Raw genomic sequence first — 24,541 nt, forward strand, 5'->3', positions numbered from 1 at the left:
TGTTATTGTATTCCTGCGTAATTAATCCCTGTTAGTTTGTGCATCTCATAATCAAAAGTTGACAAATCCTCTTGATTAAATTTAGTCACATCATCATAACCACAAGCTCTTGCAATTACTTTAATTAAATCATTAGTCGCATCAAAATAGTTATATAATTGTTTAGCCGAAGACTCTATAATCAAGCGACTACGCAACGATTCTTTTTGAGTTGCGATACCTACTGGACAATTATTTGTACCACAAGCACGCATCCCTAAACAACCAATAGCTTGTAATGCCGAATTAGAAACCGCAATTGCATCGGCACCTAACATCATTGCTTTTGCAAAATCTTCTGCCACACGTAAGCCTCCTGTAGCCACCAACGTAACCTCTGTAGCGCCCACACGATCCAAATATTTTCTAGCTCTAGCTATAGCGGGTATGGTTGGTACATTTATATGATCTCTTAATATGGTTGGTGCAGAACCCGTACCGCCACCACGACCATCAAGAATGATATAATCCACACCAACATCTAAAGCAAACTGTATGTCTTTTTCAATATGACTTGCTGCTATTTTAAATCCAATAGGAATCCCTCCTGTACGTTGACGTACTTTATCTGCAAACGCTTTAAAATCCTGAACAGTATGAAAATTAGGATTTGCTGCAGGTGATATTGCAGTCTCTCCTTCTTTTACGCCTCTAACCTCAGCAATTTCTTTACTAACTTTACTGCCTGGTAAATGGCCTCCTGTTCCTGTTTTAGCACCTTGACCGCCTTTAAAATGAAAGGCTTGTACATGATCTAATTTATCCCATGAAAATCCAAATTGAGCCGAAGCCAACTCGTAAAAATACTTGCTATTATTAGCTTGTTCTTGCGGAAGCATACCACCTTCTCCAGAACAAATTCCTGTTCCTGCTAACTCTGCACCTTTTGATAGTGCTATTTTAGCTTCTCGAGATAATGCTCCAAAACTCATATCACTTACAAATAACGGAATATCAAGATGTAACGGTTTTTTTGCTTTTGAACCAATTGTAACCTTAGTTGCTACTGCCTCCTCATCTAACAATGGTCTTGTTGCTAATTGTGCTGGTAAAAACTGAATGTCATTCCATTTTGGTAACGTATTTCTATCCACACCCATAGATGCTGAAAACCCATGATGCCCTATGTTTTTTAAGCCATTTTGTGCTAGTTCTTTAATATAACCTGTGTATGGCTCTGTATCTTCTGGATGTGTATCTGCATAAGCACCTAAATAAGCATCACGATTAAAGGGTTGCGGGCTATTAACCAAATAGGCATCTATTTCAAATGCGTCTACATATAAGTCATCACCTTCTATTTTAGTCGAAAATTTATGAAGTACTTCTTTATTATTATATTCCGAAACTCCAGAATCTACACGGTAATCCCATCCATGAACACCACAAATTAGATTATGACCATCAATATGACCGTCTGACATTAATGCGCCACGATGCAAACAACGTCCGTAAAGGACTGAAATAGCATCGTCAAACTTAACAATAACTAAATCTAATCCATTAACTAATGCATGTTCCGGTTCTTTATTTTTTAATTCACTGACTTTAAATACTTGTATTGGTTTTTTCATATCGTTGGTTTTTAATTAGAATGCTAGACTTAGTAATATGTTTAATCTTCCACCTTCGTCAGAACTAAAATAGCCGAAGTTGGCAGTAGTAAATCCTGCAATGTTAAAAAACACACCTCCACCTGGTGACGTGTGCCACTCATTAGAATTGTCGTTTTCTACCCATACACGACCATAATCGAATCCACCATAAAAGCCGTAAGCAATCGGAATAAAAGCATTTCGTATTTTACCAAGAGATAGTCTTAAATCAGAGTTATGATAAAAGGCACTTTTTCCGCTAAAGCGTTCTTGTCTAAATCCTCTTAAACCATCTCCATCTCCTATGGATGCTGCTTGATAAAACTCAAACTCATTACTTAAATTAACATGTGCTTTAAGTTTTGTAGCATAGACTAAAATACCACGACTGTCAATTTTTTTTGTTAACCTAAGCTCAGGAATAACGTATGAGAAACTTTTATCGCTTTCAAAATTAGCTTTGTAACCTGCTGTCAATTTAAATCCAATTCCTGATTTAGGTAATGCTGCATTATCAAAGTTATTATACTCATAAACCCCTTCTACACCATAAAAACTTTGACTCTCAAAAACATCCGGATTAACACCAACGACTTCTATAAATCGACCTGCTGTTTTTTCTGCTTCTATATTTTCATAACTTGCACCTAAGGTTATAGAACTACCATAGTACCCGCGATAAATAAGCGATGGCGCAAAAGACAGTGTTCTTAATCTTACTCTATTAAAATCTAGATCTAGGTCGTCTTCAAAATTTAGGGTTTCATTTCCGAAGCCAAAAAAATTGTTAGTATAACTAGAAGAAGAATATCCTGCTTCTATACCAAGGTTTATCTTTTCAAATACGTTGGCAAATTCTCCAGAATAATCAATTTGCACTCCCGATGTTTCAGTAATATAAGCAAGACTTAAACTGTGTTTTGCTGTAAATGGGTTACGTTGTAAAGAGTTTTTTGTGTAGTTAAACGTTGCTCCTACTTTAAGTCCATCGTCTGGATTTAAAGCAATAATAGGTAGTGTGTTTCTGATATCTCTACGGTTTTTCTTAAAATAATATGTATTTAAATCGTAATTATCAGACAATGTTTTTGACACAGGAGTTTCAAACGTATTAGGCTTTGATTTCTGGTCAAATACACGCAGATTTCTTTTGTTATTAATACGGTACGTATCATTATTTTGTCCACCAATTATTTTAATTTTGATGTACTTATTACTCTTTCCATTCACTTCAAAGATATCTTCGTCATCCAATCCGTAAATCCATATTTCGTTAGTAATGGACTTATCATAATCAACATCTAAATACTTATCTGTTTTCTCTCCTTTTTTAATTCGGTAGATACTAACGTTTGTAATTCCGTCAGGCTTACGTGTAATTACAAAATGATCATCTTTATCGGTTCCTGTTACAATAACACAAGTACGAAGGTATTCATAAATGCTTACTGCATTTTCTTCAACTTTAGCTAATCGTCCTAATAAGGCTTTTTTTGTTCTAGCTACTTTTGTCTGATCAATCTCTTTAGGAAAATTACTAAATGCTTTATCAATAACTTCAGTCGTTAAGTTTTCTTTTATAAAACGTGCTTCGCGCAGCCAATCTTCTTGTGTATGCTTGGTCAACACAGCAAAATCAACATCATCTCCAGCATCATTAAACCATCGTGTGGAATTATATGTACCGTCATAACGTTGCATAAAACGCATAGGGGGACTTAATACGGTTAAAGCACCAAGCATAAAACCATCAAAATCTGCGTATGCTTGATCACGATCTCTAGGTATTGCTTCATAAAGATCTGTACCATCCTCTTGTTTTTGGACTGCCCAACGCCATTGGTCTGCGTGTCTATCAAAATCTCCAATTATATTATCAAATAAACGGGTTCTAATATATAAACTCTCGTTTATCGCTATTTTGTCTTTTCTACGTAGTTTGTCTAGTAAATCCGTAGTACTTTCTATAGTATTTGTGCTTCCTAGACTTGCTACATCTCCATGACCATCTGTTATACGTTCTTCAATAAAATAAATTTTATCACCAAAAGCATCGTTATAATTATCTAATGCTTTTTGTTTTGGGATATAATACATTTCAGTATTAGCATGATAAATATCTAACGCATCAGATAAGTCTCCTATAGTTAAACTTCCATAAGGATTTGCTGTAGTCCAATAATCTTGTAATAACTGAATAAAATAAGTATCCTCAACATCTGGCTCTAAATACTGAGTTTTAAACAGGAAATATTGAATAAAACGCAACGCACTTTTTTTAGCTGAGCGCATAGCAAATTCGCGTCCATCTTTTGTTTCTAAACGTAGTGAATTGGTTTGATGTCCTCCCCCTTTTCTAATAATAGATAATCCACCATATAATGTATCTAAAAGCGCTGTTTTTACATTTACGGCTGTAGCATAATCTTTTCTAAAATGTTCTCCCCAAAGCATTTTATAAAATCCAGAACGGTCTAACTCTTCTGGCTCATATATAGATGCTTTTACGTATTCTGGTGTTGCTGTTTCATTAAAATCTGGCAGTGTCACCTTATCAAATGCTTGTATTATTTCTGAAGCAAATAATGGTGTTGTAAAATTATTAGATTCGCCATAAAAGGCCATCCATAATGCGCCATTCTTATATTCGATAATCTTTGTATATCCTTTTTGATTAATGGCTGCTAAACTATTACTACCTTGTTTTGCTTTTTGAATTTTTCCTCCAGCGCCACTAATAATTGTTGGTATATTTTTTTCTACAATAAATTGCATGTTTTGTTCATGTCCTGAAAGAAAAACAACGTTTGTAGATTGTTGCGCAATAGTTAATAAGCGCTTGCTATACTCCTTATAATACGTATTATTTAGATTTTGAGACCCGATACCAAATGCATAAGAATTTCCATGTTTACCATAAGAAGCAATAGGGTGATACATTGCAATTAGCACCGTTTTTCCTTGACTTTTTATAATTTCATGCTCGACCTCGACATAAAACTCTGTTTTATTTTTTATCTCACAATGGTCATTAATATTAGGAATTTTATCCCAATCTGATAATGCCCACTGCGAATCTAAAATCAACAAATCTATGTTGTCATTAATTTCAATTTTTTCGATTGGACAACCTTTTTCTGGTTGAAAAACATTTTTATTATCAAACAGATCTTCTAAATAGTCTTCTTGTGCTTTTAAGCTTTTTAGTCCGTGTTTCCAGTCTGAATATCCAGGAATAAAATACATGCGCTCAGAAAACGGTTTAAAAACTGCAGCATAACTATCTAAATTTAATTTGGCTGAACTCTTTTTTTCTGAAAAACCTGTGGTAGACGCATTATTACCAAGAAGTAATAAAGTCGAATTACTATCTTTTTCTAATGCTTTAGCAAGTGCTGTTACCACAGTATTACTACTGGCAGTATTAGATGTTGCTAAATTCCCTGTGGCGTAAAAGGTGTGAGAAATTGGTGTGTTAGGTAGGTTTTTTTCTTCTTGAGCGTAGGCAAAACCTACAATGATAAGGGACAATAACGAATTAAATAATCTTTTCTTCATGTGTTAGTTATTTTGGTTGTTATTAGAGAATCAATCTTAAGGGGATTGGTATTATTATAAAAACACCTCAGTTTTAGGATTGCATTTTGTTTATAACCATAGCTAGCGGTTAGTCCAAAATGACTGTGTTTTTTTTGTAATACGTCTTTAATTTACAAATAATTTAAATAACATTTCAAAAAAACAGTCGCTCTATATACTTTATACCATGTTAGTTAAATGGTACTGAGGATTTAGACGCAATAAATTAAAAACCTAACAGACGGGCTATTTCTTTTTAAAAACAATAGCTTAACTATTTCTTGGATCTTGTAGTATAGCTAGCTTTTTACTCCAAACAACACTCATACTATAAAAGCCAAACCGGTCAGAAATTTTACCATAACACGCATAAATCCCCAATCCATTAATAGGGAATTGATGGACCACATTTGTAAAGTGTACTGCATCAAAATAGTCTCCATTTTTATCGACAAACGTACTTAGGCGCATCAATTTGCCTTGTGACGTTTTATTAAAACGTGTGGTCACCAGGTTTCCGTAAATAAGTATTGTTTTATTAACAAATAGGTGCATTTGCGAGGCCAACACATCGTCTTGCATTGCTTCACTTACTAAATCAAAATAATTGCATAACGGGAATCCAATCAATTCCATTTCGTCATAAGCATTTTCAATCCAATTATTATCTAATTTTGGTAAGGTGAATTGTTTATGCTCCGTTTTAAACAGCTTAGATTGTATGGTGTCTTTTCCTTTGGCATTCAATTTAAAAATAGCTTTCCAAAGCAATTCTACTTTAGGGATATTGGTAAATCTAAACGCATTACTTCTAATTAAAATGGTTAGTTGTTCGATACTAATAAGAATTCTATCAATAAAATCGTCTAAAGATTTAAACGGTCCGTGCAACTGTCGTTCCGTTAATAGGCGCTTAATGGTATAAGCTTCCAAATTTTTCAAATACCCCAATCCTAAATAAATGGAGGTATCAATCAACCTATTGGGATGATCACTAGTATTTACACAAGGCAAGCAAATGGTTGCGCCTTGTTGTCTAGCTTCATGAAAATAATGTTCTGCACTATAAAAACCACCACCATTATTAAGTACAGCGGTCATAAACTCTAATGGAAAATAGCATTTTAAATACAAACTCTGATAACTTTCTACAGCATAAGACGCCGAATGTCCTTTCGCGAAAGCGTAACCAGCAAAGCTTTTAATTTGGTTCCAGACTTCAAAAATCAAGTCGTCAGCATATCCTTTTTTTCTACAATTAGCAATAAATTTTTCTTCGACAGCTTCAAACTCTTTTAGGGACCTATACTTACCGTTCATACCACGTCTAAGCACATCTGCTTCGCCTAAAGTTAAATCTGCAAACTGATTAGCCACCTTCAACACATCCTCTTGATAAACCATCACACCATAGGTTTCTGGCATAATATTGTACAATACGGGATGTGCCTCTTTTCGTTTTTCGGGCATCCGATGGCGTTTAATAAACTCGTCTTTCATCCCCGACCCCGACACGCCAGGTCTGATTATAGAACTTGCTGCGACTAAACCTAAATAGTCTTGCGTTTGTAATTGTTGCATTAGCCCACGCATTGCAGGAGACTCTACATAATACGCGCCAATAGCACCTCCTGATTTTAATAGATTATTAATTTTTGGATCTTTTTTAAACGCAGCTACATTGGTAATATCTATTGGTGGTAATTCTGGTCTGTTTTCTGCAATAATTTCTAGCGCTTCTTTAATTTTTGCTAAACCACGTTGTCCTAAAATATCAAATTTAAAGACGCCGACATCTTCGGCAATATTCATATCAAACTGCACCGTAGGAAAGCCTTTTGGTGGTAAATCTGTTGCCGAATAACAATGTACGGGATGCTCCAAAATTAAGATTCCGGCGGAATGCACGCTTAAATGGTTTGGAAAGCCTTCAATTAACTTACCATATTTTAAAACCAATTTTGAAATATCGTCTAAACTAGAAGCGGTGTAACTGTTTTTACTTAGCTTGTCTATGTCTTCTTTCGGTAAACCGAACACCTTACCTAACTCTCTAACAACCGCTCTATATTTAAACGTGTTATAGGTTGCTAATAATGCGGTATGCTTAAATCTTCTGAAAATATAGGCGGTCACATCGTCCCTATCCTTCCAAGAAAAGTCGATATCAAAATCTGGTGGAGACGCCCTAAAAGGGTTGATAAAGCGTTCAAAATACAAATCTAGCTCAATGGGATCTACATCTGTAATTCCAATAATATAGGCTACAATACTATTGGCACCACTACCTCTACCCACATGAAAATAGCCTTGGCTTTTAGCATAAGACACGATATCATGATTGATAAGAAAAAAGGATACAAAGTGCATGGATTTGATGGTGTCCAATTCTGTTTTTAAACGCGCATGTACTTTTGGTGATGGATTAGCATACCGTTTTGGTAAACCGTCCCGACACAATTGTTCTAATAGGATACAATCATTTTTAAACGAGTCTGTGTATAATTTCTGGTTTTGGGAGTCTCTTTGATCGTCAAAACCAAACTCAACCTCACATTGGTCTAGCAACGCTTTTGTATTCTTTAGGATAAAAGGAAATTCAGCTACAGCTATATTCAATTCGTCTAAAGACCACATTGTATCCAAAGGATTACATTCCTCCGTTTTTTCCAGTTTACTTAATAGCGTGTTATTATCTATGGCTCTTAATAACCGGTGGGCATTAAAATCCTTTTTATCTCTTACCGTTACAGGCTGCAATAAGACAATTTTATGCTGCTGTTGTTTTAAGGTCGAAAATCTAAGCTTCCGCAAATCGGTAATAGACACCCCAATAAACTCGTGATCAGCAAACGTTTTTTTATTTAATTGTAAGACGTTTTCAAAAGGATAAATAATAAACACATTAGCAAGTGGTGGTGCCACATCTGGTAATTGTAATTTGTGTTCAGAATGTTGAGACAAAAAGGCGTTTAAAGCTTTAAATCCTTGATTGTTTTTGGCTAGACCTACAAAATGCTGTTGTGCACCAGTCCTAAAATCAATACCAATTACAGGCTTAATATTGCGTTTTTTAGCATGACGCACAAAATTTAAGCACGCAGAGGTGTTGTTAATATCCGTCAACGCCACAACCTCCATAGCATTAGCTTCTGCTAAATCTAATAGATCGGTTTCAGAAAATGTTCCAAAACGCAAAGAGTAATATGAGTGACAGTTTAAATACATTATTGATTACGGTGTGCTAATAAAACGGGAGGTTCGCCATTAAACGGGTTATTAAACCTACCAATGGTTTTGGCGCCCATTGCAGAGGCTCTCATAATACTTAAATCGCCATATCGGTTTCTTATCGCGTCCATTGCATTGTATAGATTTAGCATCTCTTCGGTATCATCAAAAAGATTAATTTGATAATTTCCCGTCACTATATCGCTAATTTTGACGCCTACCAAACGGATTAATAATCGGCGTTGGTATAGTTTTTCAAACAGCTCTAATACTTTTGGGATAATAACATGGTCTGCACTAGAATAAGTGATTTTAACCTGTTTGGTGTACGTATTAAAATCCGAATACCTGATTTTGACACTTAATGTTCCGGCTAGTTTATTGCCTTTTCTTAATTGAAAGGCTAAATTTTCTGCCATAGCAAAAATGGTGGTTCTAAGCTTAACCATATCGATAGTATCTTTTCCAAACGTGCGTTCTGTAGACAAGGATTTTCGCTCATAAAACGGGACCAATGGTGGATTATCAATACCATGAGCTCTTTTCCAAATGGTACGTCCATTCGCGCCAAGCGCACTTATCATCATTTCTAATGGCATTTGTTGGATGACACTAATTTTATCAACCCCCAAACCTCTTAACACCTGATACGTTTTCTCGCCAACAGATGGTATTTTACGAATGGATAATGGGGCTAAAAAATCTTTTTCAAATCCTGAATCTATCTGTAATTGGTTATTCGGTTTTGCTTCTCCCGTAGCCACTTTAGATACTATTTTGTTGGCTGATAATCCAAACGAAATTGGTAACCCCGTATTTTTAATAATGCTTTGACGTAATTCTGACGCGTATTTATAACACCCATAAAACTTATCCATGCCTGATAAATCAACATAAAACTCGTCCACACTCGCTTTTTCAAAAACGGGTGCTTTGTCTTTAATAATTTCGGTTACTAAATGCGAATATTTGGTGTAAATGGACGCATCTCCTCTAATTACTGTGGCTTCCGGACATAGACGTCTTGCCACTTTCATAGACATACCAGAATGCACACCAAAGCCTCTAGTCTCATAACTACACGCAGCTACCACACCTCTATCTCCTGTCCCTCCAACTAGTAATGGTCTGTTTTGCAAACGACTATCTATTAGTCGCTCGCAAGAGACAAAAAACGTGTCTAAATCTAGATGTAAAATATTATTCTGCATGCTACAAAATTAGCTACATATTTAAGTAATTATTGCTTACATTTGTAGTATTATGAATTATATATCTAAAAACATAAAACACTTAAGAAGTCTCAAAAAGCTATCTCAAGAAGGTATTGCTGAAGAGTTACAGGTAACTAGGTCACGTATTGGCTCTTACGAGGAGAACCGCTCTGCGCCTACTATCGAGTTTTTAATTGCGTTTTCCGATTACTTTAAAATACCTATAGATATTTTATTGCGTAACGACTTGACTAAAGCCAAAGACTTCTCGTTTATCGAGCTGAATAACCAACGGGTGCTGTTTCCGATAACAGTAGATAATGATAACGAAAATTTAATTGAAGTTGTCCCTGTAAAAGCCTCTGCCGGGTATTTAGCTGGGTATGACGATCCGGAATATATTGAGCAACTACAAAAAATAAAATTGCCTTTTTTACCCACCGGAAAACACCGTGCATTTCCTATTAAAGGAGACTCTATGCTACCCATGAAAGATGGGGCGTTTGTTATTGGACGTTTTGTAGAAGATAGAAGCGAAATTAAAAGTGGTCGCACCTACGTATTAGTCACTTTAAATGATGGTATGGTTTACAAGCGTGTTTATAATAACATCGATTTAAACAACTCTTTATTGCTAGTATCGGACAATAAAACCTATAACGGTTATAGTGTCCCTATTAATGAAGTTTTAGAGATTTGGGAATTTACCTGCAGTATTAACACACAAGAATACACAGAAGAAGAGCTAAAAATCAGCAGTATTTTAGGCATGTTTAATGAACTGGGTGTCGAATTAAAAGCTTTAGAAAAAACGTTAAGATGATGTATACAATTATTGATGTTGAAACTAGTGGTAGAAGTAACAAAATTACTGAAATCTCTGTTTTTAAATACGATGGTAAACAGATAATTGACGAGTTTACTTCTCTTGTTAATCCTGAGGTTTTAATCCCTGATTATATTACGTCTTTAACAGGAATAGATAACGGAACAGTTGCGAATGCACCCACGTTTGCCGAGGTTGCCAATGACGTTTTATCCATTACAGAGGACACCATTTTTGTAGCCCATAATGTTAACTTTGATTACAATGTTATAAGAAACGAATTTAAGGCGTTGGGCATTGATTTTAATCGAAAAAAGCTTTGTACGGTCCGCTTATCTCGCAAATTATTACCCGGTCATAAATCCTATAGTTTAGGTAAACTATGTACCGATTTGCATATTAATATTGTAGACAGACACAGAGCACGTGGTGATGCTGAAGCAACCGTTGTTTTGTTTGATATATTATTAAATCAAGAGGATGCTGAAACTGTTTTTGCTGACTTTCTAAAAAAGACATCCAAAGAAGCCACTTTACCTTCTCATTTACCGACTGCTGTCTTTAATAATTTACCCAATACTGCCGGTATCTATTATTTTAAAAATAAAAAAGGACAGATTATATATGTTGGTAAAGCAAAAGACATTAAAAAACGTGTTTTAAGCCATTTTTACAGTAAAGCGCAAAAATCGTTGGACCTTTGTCGTGAGACCTCCGATATTGACTTTGAACTATCCGGAAGCGAGCTTATTGCCTTATTAATGGAAGATGCAGCAATTAAGCAACATTATCCTGAATACAATGTTATTTCTAAACGCGCACCAAAAGCCTATGCTATATTTAGTTACGAAGATAGACAAGGCATAAAGCATTTAGCGTACAACACTCTAAAAGCAACGCCAAACAGCATTCAAACCTTTTCCAGTATTACCGATTGCCGACAATATTTAGAAAAAATGTGTGCTCAATTTAAATTGTGTCCAAAATTTTGCCACTTACAAGATGGTGTTGTACAATGTTCGCATTATAAAATAACAACTTGCAAAGGTGTTTGTGCTAATAAAGAACATGTGACAGATTATAATTTACGTGTCACCTCCGCAATTGATCACATTAATAACAACAAAGAAAACGTAGTATTAAAACAACAAGGGAGACATAGCCAAGAAGAAGCTTTTGTTTTAATTAAAAATAGTGTCTACTTAGGATATGGCTTTATTGACAAATCAGAACAAATTAACTCCCCAGAAGATCTAGAAACCTTTTTGATTCCACAAAAAGATAATTTAGATGTACAGAAGATATTACGTGGCGTTTTAAAGTAATATGTATTGAGACTTGAAAGTCTGTTGTAAATTTATTTAAAGACAACATTCTTATTTTAGATCTAATGGGTTAAACAATTGGATGCAATGCAATCGCATTATATTTAAACAAAAAATATCACCAAATACAGTGATAAAAAAAAGTTGAATTACTTTTATATTGCAGTCAATTATTGAACCTTTTAAAATAAAAGCAAATAATTACTATTGACCACAGATATAAAGGACTACAACATATGATTCCAATAGAAGACGCTAATAAACACATTAAAAAACACCAAAAACCAAAAGTTGATCGTTTTGACTTTAGACAATTTTCTACGCCATATAGAGTGTTAGGGAAAATTTTAGGTGGTGTAGAAAAAGATAAACGTGTTTGGTATAATGTAACAGATTTTATGGAGGCTTTTGACAGTCCAATCACTGTTAATCCTTGGGCTAATCAGGAAGGTATGCGTTTAGCCATGCAACTTTATGGTGTTGTACAAGCTCCTTATTTGGCTGCCATGTGGGATTTTATGAACACGCTACCCTATCAAACAAACTATAACAGAAAAGCCTTTAGATCTAAACCTTCTAAAACTGTTCTAATTAATAAACTAAACTATTTTACTCGGTTTTTACAGTTTAGCCGTATGGGTTTTTGCGGACTATCATTACAAGAGCATTTTCAATATAGTGTCTATCATCCTAATGCAAACAGTATTTTTTTAGCTACTGTATTACATAATGCCGGAACTATGTTTGATCCGTTATTAGACGACATTATTCAAGCAGAAGATGAGATTGGTGGTGTTAGTGCAGATATTATAAAAGCATTGCTGTTGTCTGAAGACGAAAAACATTGGGAACTAGTCGCTAAATTACTATTAGCAGCACAACGCCAAGAAGGCTTACGACAAACCATCCTAGAAGCCTTAGACCACTCCAGTCTTGGTGCACTTAAATATATAATTAATGTTGTATTAGAAAACGACCTTACCCGCTTTAGTAGTGTTACTAGAGCTGTAAGCACTTGGTTTGGTTTAAATTGGGAAACACCTAAAAAATCAGTAATTAATCGTGTGTTGGATTTAGCACAATCTTTAATTCTGAATCTAAAATCAGTAGACACATTGCTTGAAAGCAAAGATAATTTAGAGGTTTTAGTAGCGTTATGGTCTATTGGAATTTTGGATGTAGATACTGCAAACAGAAAAGCATTAGACCTTGTTTTTGCTTCTGAAGATAGAAACAAGAAAATTTTAGCCTTGTATTTTATCTCGACAACAGAAAAAACAAACGACGCTTTAGCACCTTATTTTATTGAAAATTTAGGACAAGATTACGCTTTAGACCATTGGATGGCAGTTAATTTACCATCAACGACTTTAGATAATACAACTTTTGACAAACTACTAAACGTAGCAAAAAACGTTACAGAAAAAGGAACATCCTTTGAAAGCAAAATTTTCTCTTGGTGGTCATTTACTCCTGGTCCAACATACTTCTTTCAGTTTTTAATTAATAGCGCTACAGAGCAGCAATTAGAGTTAATGGCTACTGATTTTGAGGCATTCCCTACAGAATATAGAGAAGCTTACATCCGTAAAGTCTTTCCTAAACATTACAGTTATTCCTTTTACAATTACAAACAAAGTCAAGAAAGTAAAGTCCGTTTAAAGTTTGATCAAAACTCATGGAAAAGAGCCTTAGCTAGAAAAGCCATTTATAACAGAAATGAGCTGGTTATGGCTACGGGACTAAATATCTTTAGTAAAATGCACCTTTATGATGCCGATTTAGAGATTGCGGAAGATTTACTAAGACGTAAAAACAAAGGCTTACGTACTGCCTTGATACATTTAATAGTTAAACTACCTGTTGATCGTTTAAGACATAGTACTACAAATTTAATCACTTCAAAAAATGTAGAACAACGTATTGCTGGTTTAGAAATATTAACGGTTTTACACGACGATAATAGGCAACCCGATTTTATTGAACAACACATAAAAGACTACAATCAACGACCTAAAATCACTAAAAACGAACAAGTTTACTTAGATAAGTTTTCTGACACTACAGAAGAGTATAACTTTAGTAATGGTTTTGGTGTCATTGATTATAACAACCTAACACCACTTTACCAACCACAAGCACATTTTAAAACAAAGAAGAGCAGTTTCTTTGATAAATTAGGAATCTCTACGTCAAAATCTTCTGAATTTAAATTCAAAGAATTTATAGATACTAGTAAAATTATTACTCAAGTTAATCATTTAATTAGGCTAGTTTCTGAAAATGGAAACTACGAATATCAAATGGAAAGCTATCAAGGCGAAACACGTACACTTTTTTTAGAAAAAGGATTGTATGACATGAAGCGTTTAGGCGAATCTCCAACACCTGAGGAGCATTTACACAATATTCCGTTGGCAAAATTATGGATAGAATGGTATGAAAAAAGTCAACTTAATGATTTTGAAATGTATGCTGCAATACGCTACATAAACAACCCTAGTTATCCTTTTGGGACTTATAAAGCTTTAGAGCCTTTTGTAAGGCAATATTACCCAGATTTAAACGGTTTAAATCTAGGTGTTACAAAAAACTATTCTAACAGATTAAATACTTACAACACTATTTTAAAACGTTTATTTAGGGTTTACGCAGACACCAAAACTATGATATCTTTCAAGTTTTCCATTTTTGAGGACATGATTGCTAATTTCCCTAATAAATACAAGCTTAAAACTTTTCAGGACAGCGACAAATACTATACAACAACATACCATTGGACTAGTATTATACTTCCCTTAACACCAAGTTTTAGTCTTAATTATTTAAATCAATTTTCTAATAAAGAGCTTTTAAAATATTGGTGTCTTAACATGTATTTAATTGCTCAAAACATGTCTCATCCGGATGTTGCTACAGATATAAAAGTCATTACTGAAAATAATAAAAAGCCACGTAATTTAGAATTCCCTAATATAGAAATCACCTTAAATCTTTATAAAAAAGGCTTAATAAAAGACGACGACTTACTGTTTCAAGCCCTACATTCAAAATCATTAATGACGGTTATTGATGGTGGTTTTAATTACAGGATGAATTACAAAAATGGCTTTGAACGTGACATGGTACCTAAGCACGTTTTTCTTCCTTTAAAAACTAATTTATTAGAAACCGAATTAGAGCGTGGTGATTTAATTACGCCTGCTACAGAATATATAAATTCCATCCATAAAGTTGAAGGTGTAGACTATGTTTTTAGAGTTTTAGAACGTTTAGGCAAAGATAATTTTGAACGTGGTTACAGTTATTACGGAGACAGTAAAAAAACTATTTTTAGTAATATCTTAAAAAAGACAACCTTTAAAGACACGGAAAGCTATGCCGATTTTGCAAGATTGGCAGACCAAGCTAATTTACCTAAAAAACGATTAATAGAACTAGCGTGTTATGCCACGCAATGGGCGGAAGTTGTTGGCCAATATCTTAACATAGAAAGTCTAAACAATGCAGTTTGGTGGTTTCAAGCACATGCTTCAGATTATATGAACAGCGAAAAAGAAACCATTATTTCGCGTTATTCTAACATTCCAAAAAGCGATTTCGCTTTGGGCGCTATAGATATTGATTGGTTTAATAAAGTATATAAAACATTAGGAAAAGCCAATTGGAAACTGCTTCATGATGCTGCTAAATATATCTCTGATGGTAATGGACACCGACAAGTAAAACTATATTCTAGCGTCATGTTAGGCGAAGTAAAAATCACAGAAACACTTAAAAAAATTAAAGACAAGCGCGATAAAGATTACGTACGTGCATTGGGATTAATTCCGTTAAGTAAAACCATTCCTGAAAAAGATTTACTAAAACGCTTTAACCTACTCCAAGATTTTTTAAAAGAAAGCAAACAATTTGGTGCCCAACGTCAAGAAAGCGAAACTGCTGCAGTCACAATAGCATTAGACAATTTATCTCGTAATGCAGGTTACAAAGACCGCGTCCGATTTAGCTGGGCAATGGAAGCCAAAGCCACAAAAGCCATTATGGAACAAGCAATTGTTACTATTGATGACACGGTAATAGCGCTTATAATTACAGATCTTGGTAAAACTACAATCAAAGTAACAAAAGCAGATAAAGTCTTAAAAAACATTCCTGCTAAACTGCGCAAAGACAAACAAGTAATTGCCTTAAAAGACAATAAAACGTACTTATCAAAACAGTACAGTCGTACGCGTTTATCATTAGAAAACGCGATGGTTAATCAAGACCAATTTACAGCACTCGAAATTCATAATATGATGCAACATCCTATTGTAAAAGCGATGTTAACTAAATTAGTACTGATTGTGCCAGAAAAAGAAATCACAGGATTTTACAACTCAGGTAACTTAACAGATGCAACCGGAACAACGCATCCTTTAAAAGAAGACGACGTGTTACTTATTGCACATGCTTCGCATTTATACCAAGCAGTACAATGGGATCTTTACCAAAAACAGTTGTTTGCAGCGCGTATTACGCAACCATTTAAGCAAGTGTTTAGAGAATTGTATTTAATTACTGCGGATGAGCGTGAACATAGTAACCGCTCAGAACGTTACCAAGGTCATCAAATACAACCTAAAAAAACCGTCGCACTTTTAAGAAGTCGTGGTTGGACAGTAAGCATGGAAGATGGTTTGCAAAAAGTATATCACAAACACGGGTTTATTGCCACAATGTACGCTATGGCAGACTGGTACTCGCCTTCTGATGCAGAAGCGCCAACATTGGAAGACATTTGTTTTCAATCTATAGACAACTACAATCGTATTCCGTTAACAGAAATTCCTGAAGTTATTTTCAGCGAAATCATGCGCGATATTGACCTAGTTATAAGCGTCGCTCACGTTGGTGGTGTCGACCCTGAAGCTAGCCACAGTACTATGCAAATGCGAGCTGCTTTAGCCGAGGCTTCTGCAAAATTATTCAAACTAAAAAATATTACTATAAAAGAGCGTCACCTGTTTATAAAAGGGACTTTAGGAGACTATAGTATTCATTTAGGAAGTGGTCAAGTCAGCAAAAACGGACTATCATTATCCATCCTTCCAGTACACAGTCAGCATAGAGGTCGATTATTTTTACCATTTGTTGACGACGATCCAAAATCTGCTGAGATTATTTCAAAAATGAAACTACTGTCAGAAGATAACAAAATCCAAGATCCAACTATTTTAGCACAGATAAATAGTTAACTTTAAATTATTAGGGCGTTACCTCGCTTAGGCGAGGTCGGGCTTTCTGTTGCAAGTCCTCGTGCTATCGCACTGTGGGCTTTCCACGACAATCCCTAACGCAAAAAAAATAAGTATAGCATGATATTCACGTTACAACTAAAAAGATTAGGTAAGAAAAAAGTAAAGGAAGTCCCTTTTACATTAGATCATACACCCAAAAATTTAGAAGAATTATTAATCGCATGTGTCAAAAATCAAGTCGATGCTTTTAACACAAAGCGCACAACTGTAAATGTCATTGGATTTTTAACGCCTAGACAAATTCAAGAACAAGCCCAAAGCGGTAAAGTTGATTTTGGAGAAATTACCAATACTAATTTGGCCAACCAACAACTAGCAATAGACAATGTATTACTAGCCTTTACAGACGGATTATTTGTTGTATTTGTGGATGATCAAGAGATTACCGACTTAAAAGCTCCTTTACAATTAACCTCAGAAAGCGTCATTGCTTTTATAAGATTAACCTTTTTAGTTGGTACTTATTGGTAAAAACTATATTTGATGTAGACGTTTCACTTTCACACACAAAAACCTTTTAGGTAAAGGCTCTTTCAATTAATTGATACTAAAACCATTCACCTTAAAACATTAATTCTAGACAAATAATTTAGATTTCATATTACATAAACACCTAATTTTGCAAAATAAAATACACACTACAGTTTAGCATTTTTAAAGCAAATGATTAAAATTATAAAAGCAACTTCTGAAGATTCAGAAATAATTGCAACATTAGGACAACAGACCTTTAGAGAGTCTCATGGCAACAGTGCGCCAAAGGAAGATATTGACCGTTTTATTTTAAACACCTACAATACAGACGCTATTTTCAAAGAGTTTGAAAACAAAAAGGCGCTATACCATTTACTGTATTACGATAACCAATTGGCAGGATTTTCTAAAATTCAATTAGAAACGCCTAACGATAATATTACCGACAAAAACATCACCAAATTAGACAGGATTTATCTTTTAGAGGCTTTTCAAGGCAAACAATTAGGTGTTACTTTGTTGGATTTTAATATTGCACTATCTAAACAACATAATCAAAAGGGGTTGTGGTTAGTCGTTTGGGTAGAAAACAAAAAAGCCATTCAGTTTTATAATAAAATGGGCTTTAAAATAGCTGGAGCTTATAATTTTAATATTTCAAAAACACATAGTAATCCTAATCACGTCATGTTTTTAGAGTATTAATATTATTATTTCAAAATTAGCAGTAATTTGAACTAAATCAGCAAAATGTAGAATACTAATGAAGTTTACAGAAAAATACATAAAACTTTATGAAGAAATTTCTCAGGAAAGTCTGGATAAATGGGGGTATTCTTATCCACCAAAAACTTGGGACCAATTATTTGCTTGGGATACAAAGTCTTTTGAAAAATACTTGAAAGATAAAAAGGATGATAATAAAAAGACAAAATCTTATGTCTCCTTATTAAAATCAATAAATGACTTTGGGTTTTACATTGCTTTTCAAAAACGTGATTACCAGTTCCTAAATAATGTTCTATATCAAACATCGAGACAAATTATTATAAGTAGAGGCATGTTAGCAAGCGGAACTGACCATTGCAATGTTCTTTTTAATGCACTTAACTCTTTTTCTTGCAATGATTTTGAAATTATTGACTCATTTTTTCCAAAAAACCTACCGCAATCTAAAGGAACTTATTACACAGAGGTTTCAGTTAATTTATTAAAAATTCTTTATTACAAACAATTCGATTTGAAAAATGAAGCTATAAAAAAGGCTGACAAATTTCTTGTCAAAAAAATTACCGCTTGGGAAAAACATGTAATTCTATATTTTAAAGCTTTAATAAATAAAAACGAAATAGATGCTAGCAATTGTCTGATAGAACTTTGCAAAGCATATCAAAAGATGAAACACTCAGTTTCCAAACGTCATAATATGCTTGCAAAATGTTTCGCTTCGGAAATACATGGACTATATCGTTTTGCTAAAATCATTGATGAGGATTTATTTAAGAAAATAACAAGACCAAATCATAACTGCTTTTCTGAAGAATTTGAATTATGGCAAAAGAAAAATGATTTCCCAAAAGGAAAATTATTCTATGAATATCCAGAAAAATTGGATTATATGAATAAAATACTTGAAGCTAAATTACCAACAGTAGCATTACATAATCCATACCCTAAAAAAAAGATGCTCTATAAAGATACAGATAAATTTTTAACAGATTTAACAGAGAATGCAACTAAATTAATGCACTAAAAACATAAAAGATCAGCTTTGTGCTTAAAAAAAACAGTGCCTTTTTACACACTACAATTCATACATAAGTTTTTATAACCATAAGGTGTTTACAAGCGTATTACACCTTTTTTTATGTTCAAAAAGCAAACCATTAAATCTGTAAATGGCTGAATACCGTGATAATAAAAACAGCGTTCAATTATAAATTTGTAGTAAATAATTAAACAAATAGTATTATGAGCAAAGTCATTCACGGAAAAGAAAAATCTCAAGAAGAATTAGAAAAAATCATTGAGCAAACAAAGCAAAGTGATCAAAAAATCTATCCAATTTTAAAATCAGGACATTGGGTTGGTCTTAAAGCAGGCGCTTTAAATTCTAATTTAATCAATTCTGATAACGGACCTAAGGTTGTTATTGGTTACGGTATAGATACTCCAGATAATTTTGTGTTTTTAACAAAAAAACACTTAGAAACTATGGATGGTCAACAAATCACGCAACAAGCATTTCAAAACTTAGAAAATTACGAAACCGTATTTGAATATTCTGAAACATTTGATAACAAAGTAGTCACCTCTAGCGGTAATGATTTTTCTAGCGAAAGAATCTTATCCGTTTCACACATGCTAAAAGCGCACGAGATGTTACAAGCAGATGAGTTACTTGTATCATTAGCACGACGTACGTGTATGATGGCTATTTCTAGAGATGCAGATCAGGAATTACTAAATAAGTTTGTATACCTACATGAGTACACTTGGAATGACGACAGTTTTGGAAATGCAGAGATCTCTGATATTTTATTTATTGTAAAAGAAGGACGTATTACAGGACATATTCCATTATCAGAATAAAGAAGCGTAAAAAAAGAAAAACAAGAAGTATTTACCGCTATTTAAAACCAACTAACGGTAAATACTTTTTAATAATTTAAAATTAAAAGATTTGAAATATTTAGACTTTAGTATTAATGGCAGAATCCAAAACTTAATGGTTGATGTGTTTGATGCCATAAGTGGATCCAAAGAACCACAACTTAAAATTAACGAGCTTTTAGAAACCAGGAGTATCTTTGAGTTGGTGTTTGAAATAGTTAATGCCACAGGGTTTTATAATCAAGATGAAAATTTTAACCTGATTAAAGCCTTAAATATTGACACAGATAATGTTGATTTTCAAGATGCTTTATACGCAACTTGGGTCACTATGGGTAATAATTTAAACACTTCAAAAACACAAGAGGAGTTTAATGCTAAGTTTGCTTTATTTGTGCCTATCATACTTAAAAAGATGGACGCTATTAACCGTATTGCGGTCTAAACAACACCTTTTAATTTCACCTTTTTAAATTCTAAAAAACACAGTTATAACAGCATTATTTTTTTAACTATAACTCAAAAAAAAGACCAATTACAGCTTTGTAGTTGGTCTTTTTTATATGCTTAAACTTGAGATTTATTAGTTTAAAATTTATTCAGAATAGGCTTTAATTAATTTGCTCAAGGTCCATTTGGTTTTAAACAAGCTGCCATCATCATGACGAAAAATATAAAGCGTCTTACTATCATGTCTATCTATAAATAATAAATCTCCTGATGCATTATTACCAATAGTGATGCTGCTGGACAACATTAACATGGACCATTTTTTTCCTTTTTGATCATAAACAGTAGGCCCTAAAATAGTTTTTAAAGTCTTAACATAGCCTTTTAAAGCGCGCGCTTCGCTAACTTCTAAACCGTCTATGTTAGTTAATGCAATCATTTTTTCAAAGCTATACAGTGTAAATGTATCATCTACAATAGTGACTGTTCGTGGTTGCTCTGTAATAAATGTTTTATACTTTTTATTAAACAAGTTTCCGGCGTCTTCAACTGATTCTATAATTAAATTTGTTTCCATTTGTATTATTTAAAATGCTTGTTCGTTTTAATTCATTATTCGTTTTTACTGTACAGACTAATCACTAATCAAATCATATACATTGTCTCCATTAACCACTGATATAGGTTGTAATACTGTATTTAAATACGTGGTTTTTATATAGTCAATTGTTTCGTTTCGGACACCAAACACAAAATTGGTACTGACGGTGCCAGCACCAATATGCATGGCGTTTCCGTAGTTATTATAGTCTGATCCAATTAGCATATAGTCATCATAGTCTGCTTCATATTTAAACTTTAACTCGTAATCATGTCTCATGGATTGATGCCTTAAAGTAATTACGGTGTTATTTAAAACTTTTAACCGTTGTTCCACAACAGTGTAAATAAAAGCGTAGGTCAAATTACCCGTTTGGTTTTTAAGCTTAAACGCACCATCCGTTTGTCCTTCAAATATGGCAAGCGTCACACGTGTTGCATCAGCATAATCTTTACTTTCCGTCCCATTAGACAATAACACGACGTAGTCATAAATTCCGTCCGTATTTAGATCAGCTTTGACTTTATTAAACTTACCTCCTGACCTGATAATGGCATAGCCTTCTGGAATAAAACCTTGTAAATCTTGCACTACACTATTTTGTTTCTCTTGAAACCCTAAAGTCTTTTTTGAAGTTTTAGAATCAACCATTTGATTATTACAAGACGTCAAAACAATTAAAATAAGTAGTACTGTTAGTTTGTGTATTGACATTGGTTTAGGGTATAAATACTTTTAAAATTTACTTAAGGTTAACTACAAGTCACTTTTACGTGTTTCTATTGTTTTTATAAGAGCATCTATGTCATTCAATTTTGCTTTATATTCACTTTTAATAGCTCTTTGAGACGCTTCAATTGCTTTACTAGAATCGTACTCCAATTGCTCCATTTTTTCTTCGGTTTTAAATGTTTTTTCTTGTTTTGTAGATTTAAATAACAAGACCGAAGCTTCGTTAGATCTTTCTAAATCTTTTACAGACATGGTTTTAAGCGTACCCAATTGTGTTAGTGATAATGAATCTGATGCCACACGAGTATCATTCAGCGAAAGCGTAAAATTTACAGCAGGTAAACTACGATACACCACGCCTTCTAATGGTTTTTGAGTACTTACTGATGGTAAACTATCCGTTTTAGGCATTGGAAACTCTAGCGTCACCACATCGTTTAACGTCACTTGTTCTCCAAAAAGATAATCGGGTGCGATGGTGTGGTAGATTTTACCCCCGTTTATTTCAGACCAGTGACCTTGGTTGGCGTATCGCTGTGACGGATCAATAATGACAGTATATTTCAGCTTTGTTTTTTTTATGTAGCGCTTTACGTCATGACCTGTTCTTATCGATTGTTTTTTGTATAAATGCAATAGCTCTAATGTAAACTCAGCTTCATCTTTAGTGGTGATTTTTGAAATATTATTCTTTATTTCTAAAACCGAATTATACGCGCCTACTTCAATATTAGAATCCGTTAAAAAGGATAACGTATTACCATTTTTTATGTGATTAGCATCAATTATTACTGTGTCTTTTGCAATACTATTTTGTGCAGTTTCTCCCGTATTTACAAAAAAGGCATCTGATAGTTTTTGACCCGTTATAAAAAAAGTTTGTGATGTATCTGCTACCAATAATTTTGTGATTTTGATAGGATCCTCAATAGTCACTTTAGCGTTATTACTTATAAGCGGATGATTGGCGTTAGTTTTATACAATTTCGGCTCGTTTAAAGTATAAATAATCTCTAATTTTAATAGGTCTTTTGATAAGTGGTAAGCCACCTCATCTCCTGTTAAAACAGAAGTGTCAGCATGCATAACCGTGTAACTTTTTTGGTTGCAAGACATTAATAAAACTAATAATAAGGCGAAAAAAAATATTGGTTTTTTCATAGTAAAAGCGTGTTTTGAAATGGTATATAAATAGCGGGTTAATCTTGTGGTGTTTAATTAAATAGAATAGCTGTATTACTTGTAATTTGTAATCGCATGATCTTGTTGTTTTAATTGTACATGACAAAATTAGATTTTAGGATGCTGCGCTTTATCACTGAAATTAATGATATCCATAAATACTCAATTGTAGACTCTGGGTATTCAGCAGATTTTAAAACACAAAAAAGCACGCTATATTAGCGTGCTTTACATTGTATTTCTTTTATTTTTATGGTGTTACAACCACTCGGTTTTAATTCCCATTTCTATAAACTCATTATAAGCTTTCTCTTTTGCGTAGCATAATGTTACCGTTTTTAAATTAGGAAACTGTTTTGCGTCCTCAGTACTTTCAATATCCCAAAACGTTACTGCTCCACCAGAAAAAGGTGCTAGATTCATATAAATATCATTCCCTCCATCTTGATAGATATCAGTTAGTTCTGAAGCCAAACGCAACGGTATTGGCAAGTCTTTAAAATACTGTTCTGCTTCTGGAATAGGATCATAGCCTTCCGCGTCAATATCTATCTTTCGTGGTTGGTACCAATTCGTAAATTCGTAAAGATCAAACTTAGGTAACAACACTTCTTTTTCGTACATCAGCGTTTCAATAACAGATAATTTGAATCCAAAATCGGTAAAATGGAGCACTGCTTCATCCAACGGTTTTATAGTGTATTTATCTTTAGGAATTCCTTCTCCTCTTGTATAGGATTGGTATGGACTAATTTCGATAGCACTTATAGCATCGTCATTAACATCAAACCAAGCACTAATATTATTTAAGACCAAAGCGCCGCCATCATCGCCATCAAACAACTCGACACGCTCATTTTTGTGACTGTTGTAATATTTAGAAATGTCTTCATCTTTAAAATAAAACGCTCCAGAAAATATACTTTTTGGACTAAAATCGTAAGCTTCAGGTTCTAACTCTAAAGTCAAAGAATCTACCAACTCACCATTTTCAGAATAAGCTATAATCCCTAAATCGTCCCAAGTAAACAAGGTGTTGTTTTTGGTGTTAGTCTGTCTAAAATTAGCCTTAAGACAATCTTTTAAACTGTTTATAGCGACCGGGAATGTTATAGAAACCGCATTAATTTCAAAACTAGTTGGTGTTAATCGTAATGTTATCATACCTGTATTTTAAGTACGACAAAGATACTTACTACGGTATAAAATCTAGTCGTTGTTTTCCGTGATATTATAATTATTTAAGGGTATTTGTTATCTGAAAAACAAAAAATCACCCTTTTCAGGGATAAAAAAACCTAATGTTAATTGGAACTTTGTTGTAAACTAATTATTCAACTCGTTTTTGATACCGAAACCATGGTATTGCTAATAAAG

16 protein-coding genes are annotated in these 24,541 nt (G+C 33.7%); 8 read left to right on the forward strand and 8 right to left on the reverse strand.

Annotation, left to right across the window (positions count from 1 at the left end; translation table 11 throughout):
- Positions 1–2 precede the first annotated feature (2 nt).
- From ACZ2G2_RS15245 to ACZ2G2_RS15260, 4 genes are all read right to left on the reverse strand, one after another.
- The gene (locus ACZ2G2_RS15245) at positions 3–1,613 is read right to left on the reverse strand and encodes a glutamate synthase-related protein (RefSeq protein WP_090840306.1); all 1,611 of its coding nucleotides are present in this window, start codon (positions 1,611–1,613) and stop codon (positions 3–5) included.
- A 15-nt stretch (positions 1,614–1,628) separates the two neighbouring features.
- Positions 1,629–5,192: a ShlB/FhaC/HecB family hemolysin secretion/activation protein gene (locus ACZ2G2_RS15250; protein WP_470393137.1), complete on the reverse strand. Its 3,564-nt coding sequence runs from the start codon at positions 5,190–5,192 to the stop codon at positions 1,629–1,631.
- Between the two features lie 291 nt (positions 5,193–5,483).
- The gene (locus ACZ2G2_RS15255) at positions 5,484–8,441 is read right to left on the reverse strand and encodes a DNA polymerase III subunit alpha (RefSeq protein WP_470393139.1); all 2,958 of its coding nucleotides are present in this window, start codon (positions 8,439–8,441) and stop codon (positions 5,484–5,486) included.
- The gene (locus ACZ2G2_RS15260; protein WP_470393141.1) at positions 8,441–9,655 is read right to left on the reverse strand and encodes a DNA polymerase Y family protein; all 1,215 of its coding nucleotides are present in this window, start codon (positions 9,653–9,655) and stop codon (positions 8,441–8,443) included. The genes ACZ2G2_RS15255 and ACZ2G2_RS15260 overlap by 1 nt, the downstream gene beginning before the upstream one ends.
- Positions 9,656–9,707: 52 nt before the next feature.
- On the opposite strand from ACZ2G2_RS15260, the gene ACZ2G2_RS15265 reads away from it, so the two are divergent.
- From ACZ2G2_RS15265 to ACZ2G2_RS15300, 8 genes are all read left to right on the forward strand, one after another.
- Positions 9,708–10,481 carry an XRE family transcriptional regulator gene (locus ACZ2G2_RS15265; RefSeq protein ID WP_090840314.1) on the forward strand — a complete coding sequence of 258 codons (774 nt, stop codon included), beginning with the start codon at positions 9,708–9,710 and terminating at the stop codon, positions 10,479–10,481.
- Entirely contained in the window at positions 10,478–11,809 is a 1,332-nt protein-coding gene (locus ACZ2G2_RS15270; RefSeq protein WP_470393143.1) for an exonuclease domain-containing protein, read from the forward strand. Before ACZ2G2_RS15265 ends, ACZ2G2_RS15270 begins: the two co-directional genes overlap by 4 nt.
- A 236-nt stretch (positions 11,810–12,045) precedes the next feature.
- Positions 12,046–17,049, forward strand: coding sequence for a DUF5724 domain-containing protein (locus ACZ2G2_RS15275; RefSeq protein ID WP_470393145.1), 5,004 nt, complete (start codon positions 12,046–12,048; stop codon positions 17,047–17,049).
- Positions 17,050–17,169: 120 nt separating this feature from the next.
- A complete protein-coding gene (locus tag ACZ2G2_RS15280; RefSeq protein WP_090840321.1) occupies positions 17,170–17,583 on the forward strand; it encodes a hypothetical protein in 414 nt (137 codons plus the stop codon).
- A 192-nt stretch (positions 17,584–17,775) separates the two neighbouring features.
- On the forward strand, positions 17,776–18,291 hold the full coding sequence (locus ACZ2G2_RS15285) for a GNAT family N-acetyltransferase (protein WP_470393147.1): 516 nt from the start codon (positions 17,776–17,778) through the stop codon (positions 18,289–18,291).
- Between the two features lie 58 nt (positions 18,292–18,349).
- Positions 18,350–19,339, forward strand: coding sequence for a hypothetical protein (locus tag ACZ2G2_RS15290; RefSeq protein WP_470393148.1), 990 nt, complete (start codon positions 18,350–18,352; stop codon positions 19,337–19,339).
- 218 nt (positions 19,340–19,557) lie between these two features.
- On the forward strand, positions 19,558–20,178 hold the full coding sequence (locus tag ACZ2G2_RS15295; protein WP_470393149.1) for a DUF1444 domain-containing protein: 621 nt from the start codon (positions 19,558–19,560) through the stop codon (positions 20,176–20,178).
- Positions 20,179–20,269: 91 nt separating this feature from the next.
- A complete protein-coding gene (locus ACZ2G2_RS15300; RefSeq protein ID WP_470393150.1) occupies positions 20,270–20,644 on the forward strand; it encodes a hypothetical protein in 375 nt (124 codons plus the stop codon).
- Positions 20,645–20,794: 150 nt separating this feature from the next.
- Here ACZ2G2_RS15300 and ACZ2G2_RS15305 read toward each other — a convergent pair whose 3' ends face one another.
- The 4 genes from ACZ2G2_RS15305 to ACZ2G2_RS15320 all read right to left on the reverse strand — a co-directional run bounded on the left by ACZ2G2_RS15305 (position 20,795) and on the right by ACZ2G2_RS15320 (position 24,328).
- A complete protein-coding gene (locus tag ACZ2G2_RS15305) occupies positions 20,795–21,226 on the reverse strand; it encodes a hypothetical protein (protein ID WP_470393151.1) in 432 nt (143 codons plus the stop codon).
- Positions 21,227–21,283: 57 nt separating this feature from the next.
- Entirely contained in the window at positions 21,284–21,964 is a 681-nt protein-coding gene (locus ACZ2G2_RS15310; protein WP_470393152.1) for a hypothetical protein, read from the reverse strand.
- 42 nt (positions 21,965–22,006) lie between these two features.
- Positions 22,007–23,143: a hypothetical protein gene (locus ACZ2G2_RS15315; RefSeq protein WP_470393153.1), complete on the reverse strand. Its 1,137-nt coding sequence runs from the start codon at positions 23,141–23,143 to the stop codon at positions 22,007–22,009.
- A 279-nt stretch (positions 23,144–23,422) separates the two neighbouring features.
- Positions 23,423–24,328 (reverse strand): DUF6892 domain-containing protein, encoded by a 906-nt coding sequence (locus tag ACZ2G2_RS15320; protein ID WP_470393154.1) that lies wholly within the window; start codon positions 24,326–24,328, stop codon positions 23,423–23,425.
- Positions 24,329–24,541: the final 213 nt, after the last annotated feature.

The sequence above is a fragment of the Olleya sp. KKT75 genome (assembly GCF_055635485.1).

Coding starts and splice junctions, on each gene's coding strand:
- ACZ2G2_RS15245 (WP_090840306.1), bottom strand. CDS start 1,613: ATGAAAAAACCAATACAAGTATTTAAAGTCAGTGAATTAAAAAATAAA.
- ACZ2G2_RS15320 (WP_470393154.1), bottom strand. CDS start 24,328: ATGATAACATTACGATTAACACCAACTAGTTTTGAAATTAATGCGGTT.
- ACZ2G2_RS15290 (WP_470393148.1), top strand. CDS start 18,350: ATGAAGTTTACAGAAAAATACATAAAACTTTATGAAGAAATTTCTCAG.
- ACZ2G2_RS15280 (WP_090840321.1), top strand. CDS start 17,170: ATGATATTCACGTTACAACTAAAAAGATTAGGTAAGAAAAAAGTAAAG.
- ACZ2G2_RS15250 (WP_470393137.1), bottom strand. CDS start 5,192: ATGAAGAAAAGATTATTTAATTCGTTATTGTCCCTTATCATTGTAGGT.
- ACZ2G2_RS15315 (WP_470393153.1), bottom strand. CDS start 23,143: ATGAAAAAACCAATATTTTTTTTCGCCTTATTATTAGTTTTATTAATG.
- ACZ2G2_RS15285 (WP_470393147.1), top strand. CDS start 17,776: ATGATTAAAATTATAAAAGCAACTTCTGAAGATTCAGAAATAATTGCA.
- ACZ2G2_RS15265 (WP_090840314.1), top strand. CDS start 9,708: ATGAATTATATATCTAAAAACATAAAACACTTAAGAAGTCTCAAAAAG.
- ACZ2G2_RS15275 (WP_470393145.1), top strand. CDS start 12,046: ATGATTCCAATAGAAGACGCTAATAAACACATTAAAAAACACCAAAAA.
- ACZ2G2_RS15260 (WP_470393141.1), bottom strand. CDS start 9,655: ATGCAGAATAATATTTTACATCTAGATTTAGACACGTTTTTTGTCTCT.
- ACZ2G2_RS15270 (WP_470393143.1), top strand. CDS start 10,478: ATGATGTATACAATTATTGATGTTGAAACTAGTGGTAGAAGTAACAAA.
- ACZ2G2_RS15310 (WP_470393152.1), bottom strand. CDS start 21,964: ATGTCAATACACAAACTAACAGTACTACTTATTTTAATTGTTTTGACG.
- ACZ2G2_RS15255 (WP_470393139.1), bottom strand. CDS start 8,441: ATGTATTTAAACTGTCACTCATATTACTCTTTGCGTTTTGGAACATTT.
- ACZ2G2_RS15305 (WP_470393151.1), bottom strand. CDS start 21,226: ATGGAAACAAATTTAATTATAGAATCAGTTGAAGACGCCGGAAACTTG.
- ACZ2G2_RS15295 (WP_470393149.1), top strand. CDS start 19,558: ATGAGCAAAGTCATTCACGGAAAAGAAAAATCTCAAGAAGAATTAGAA.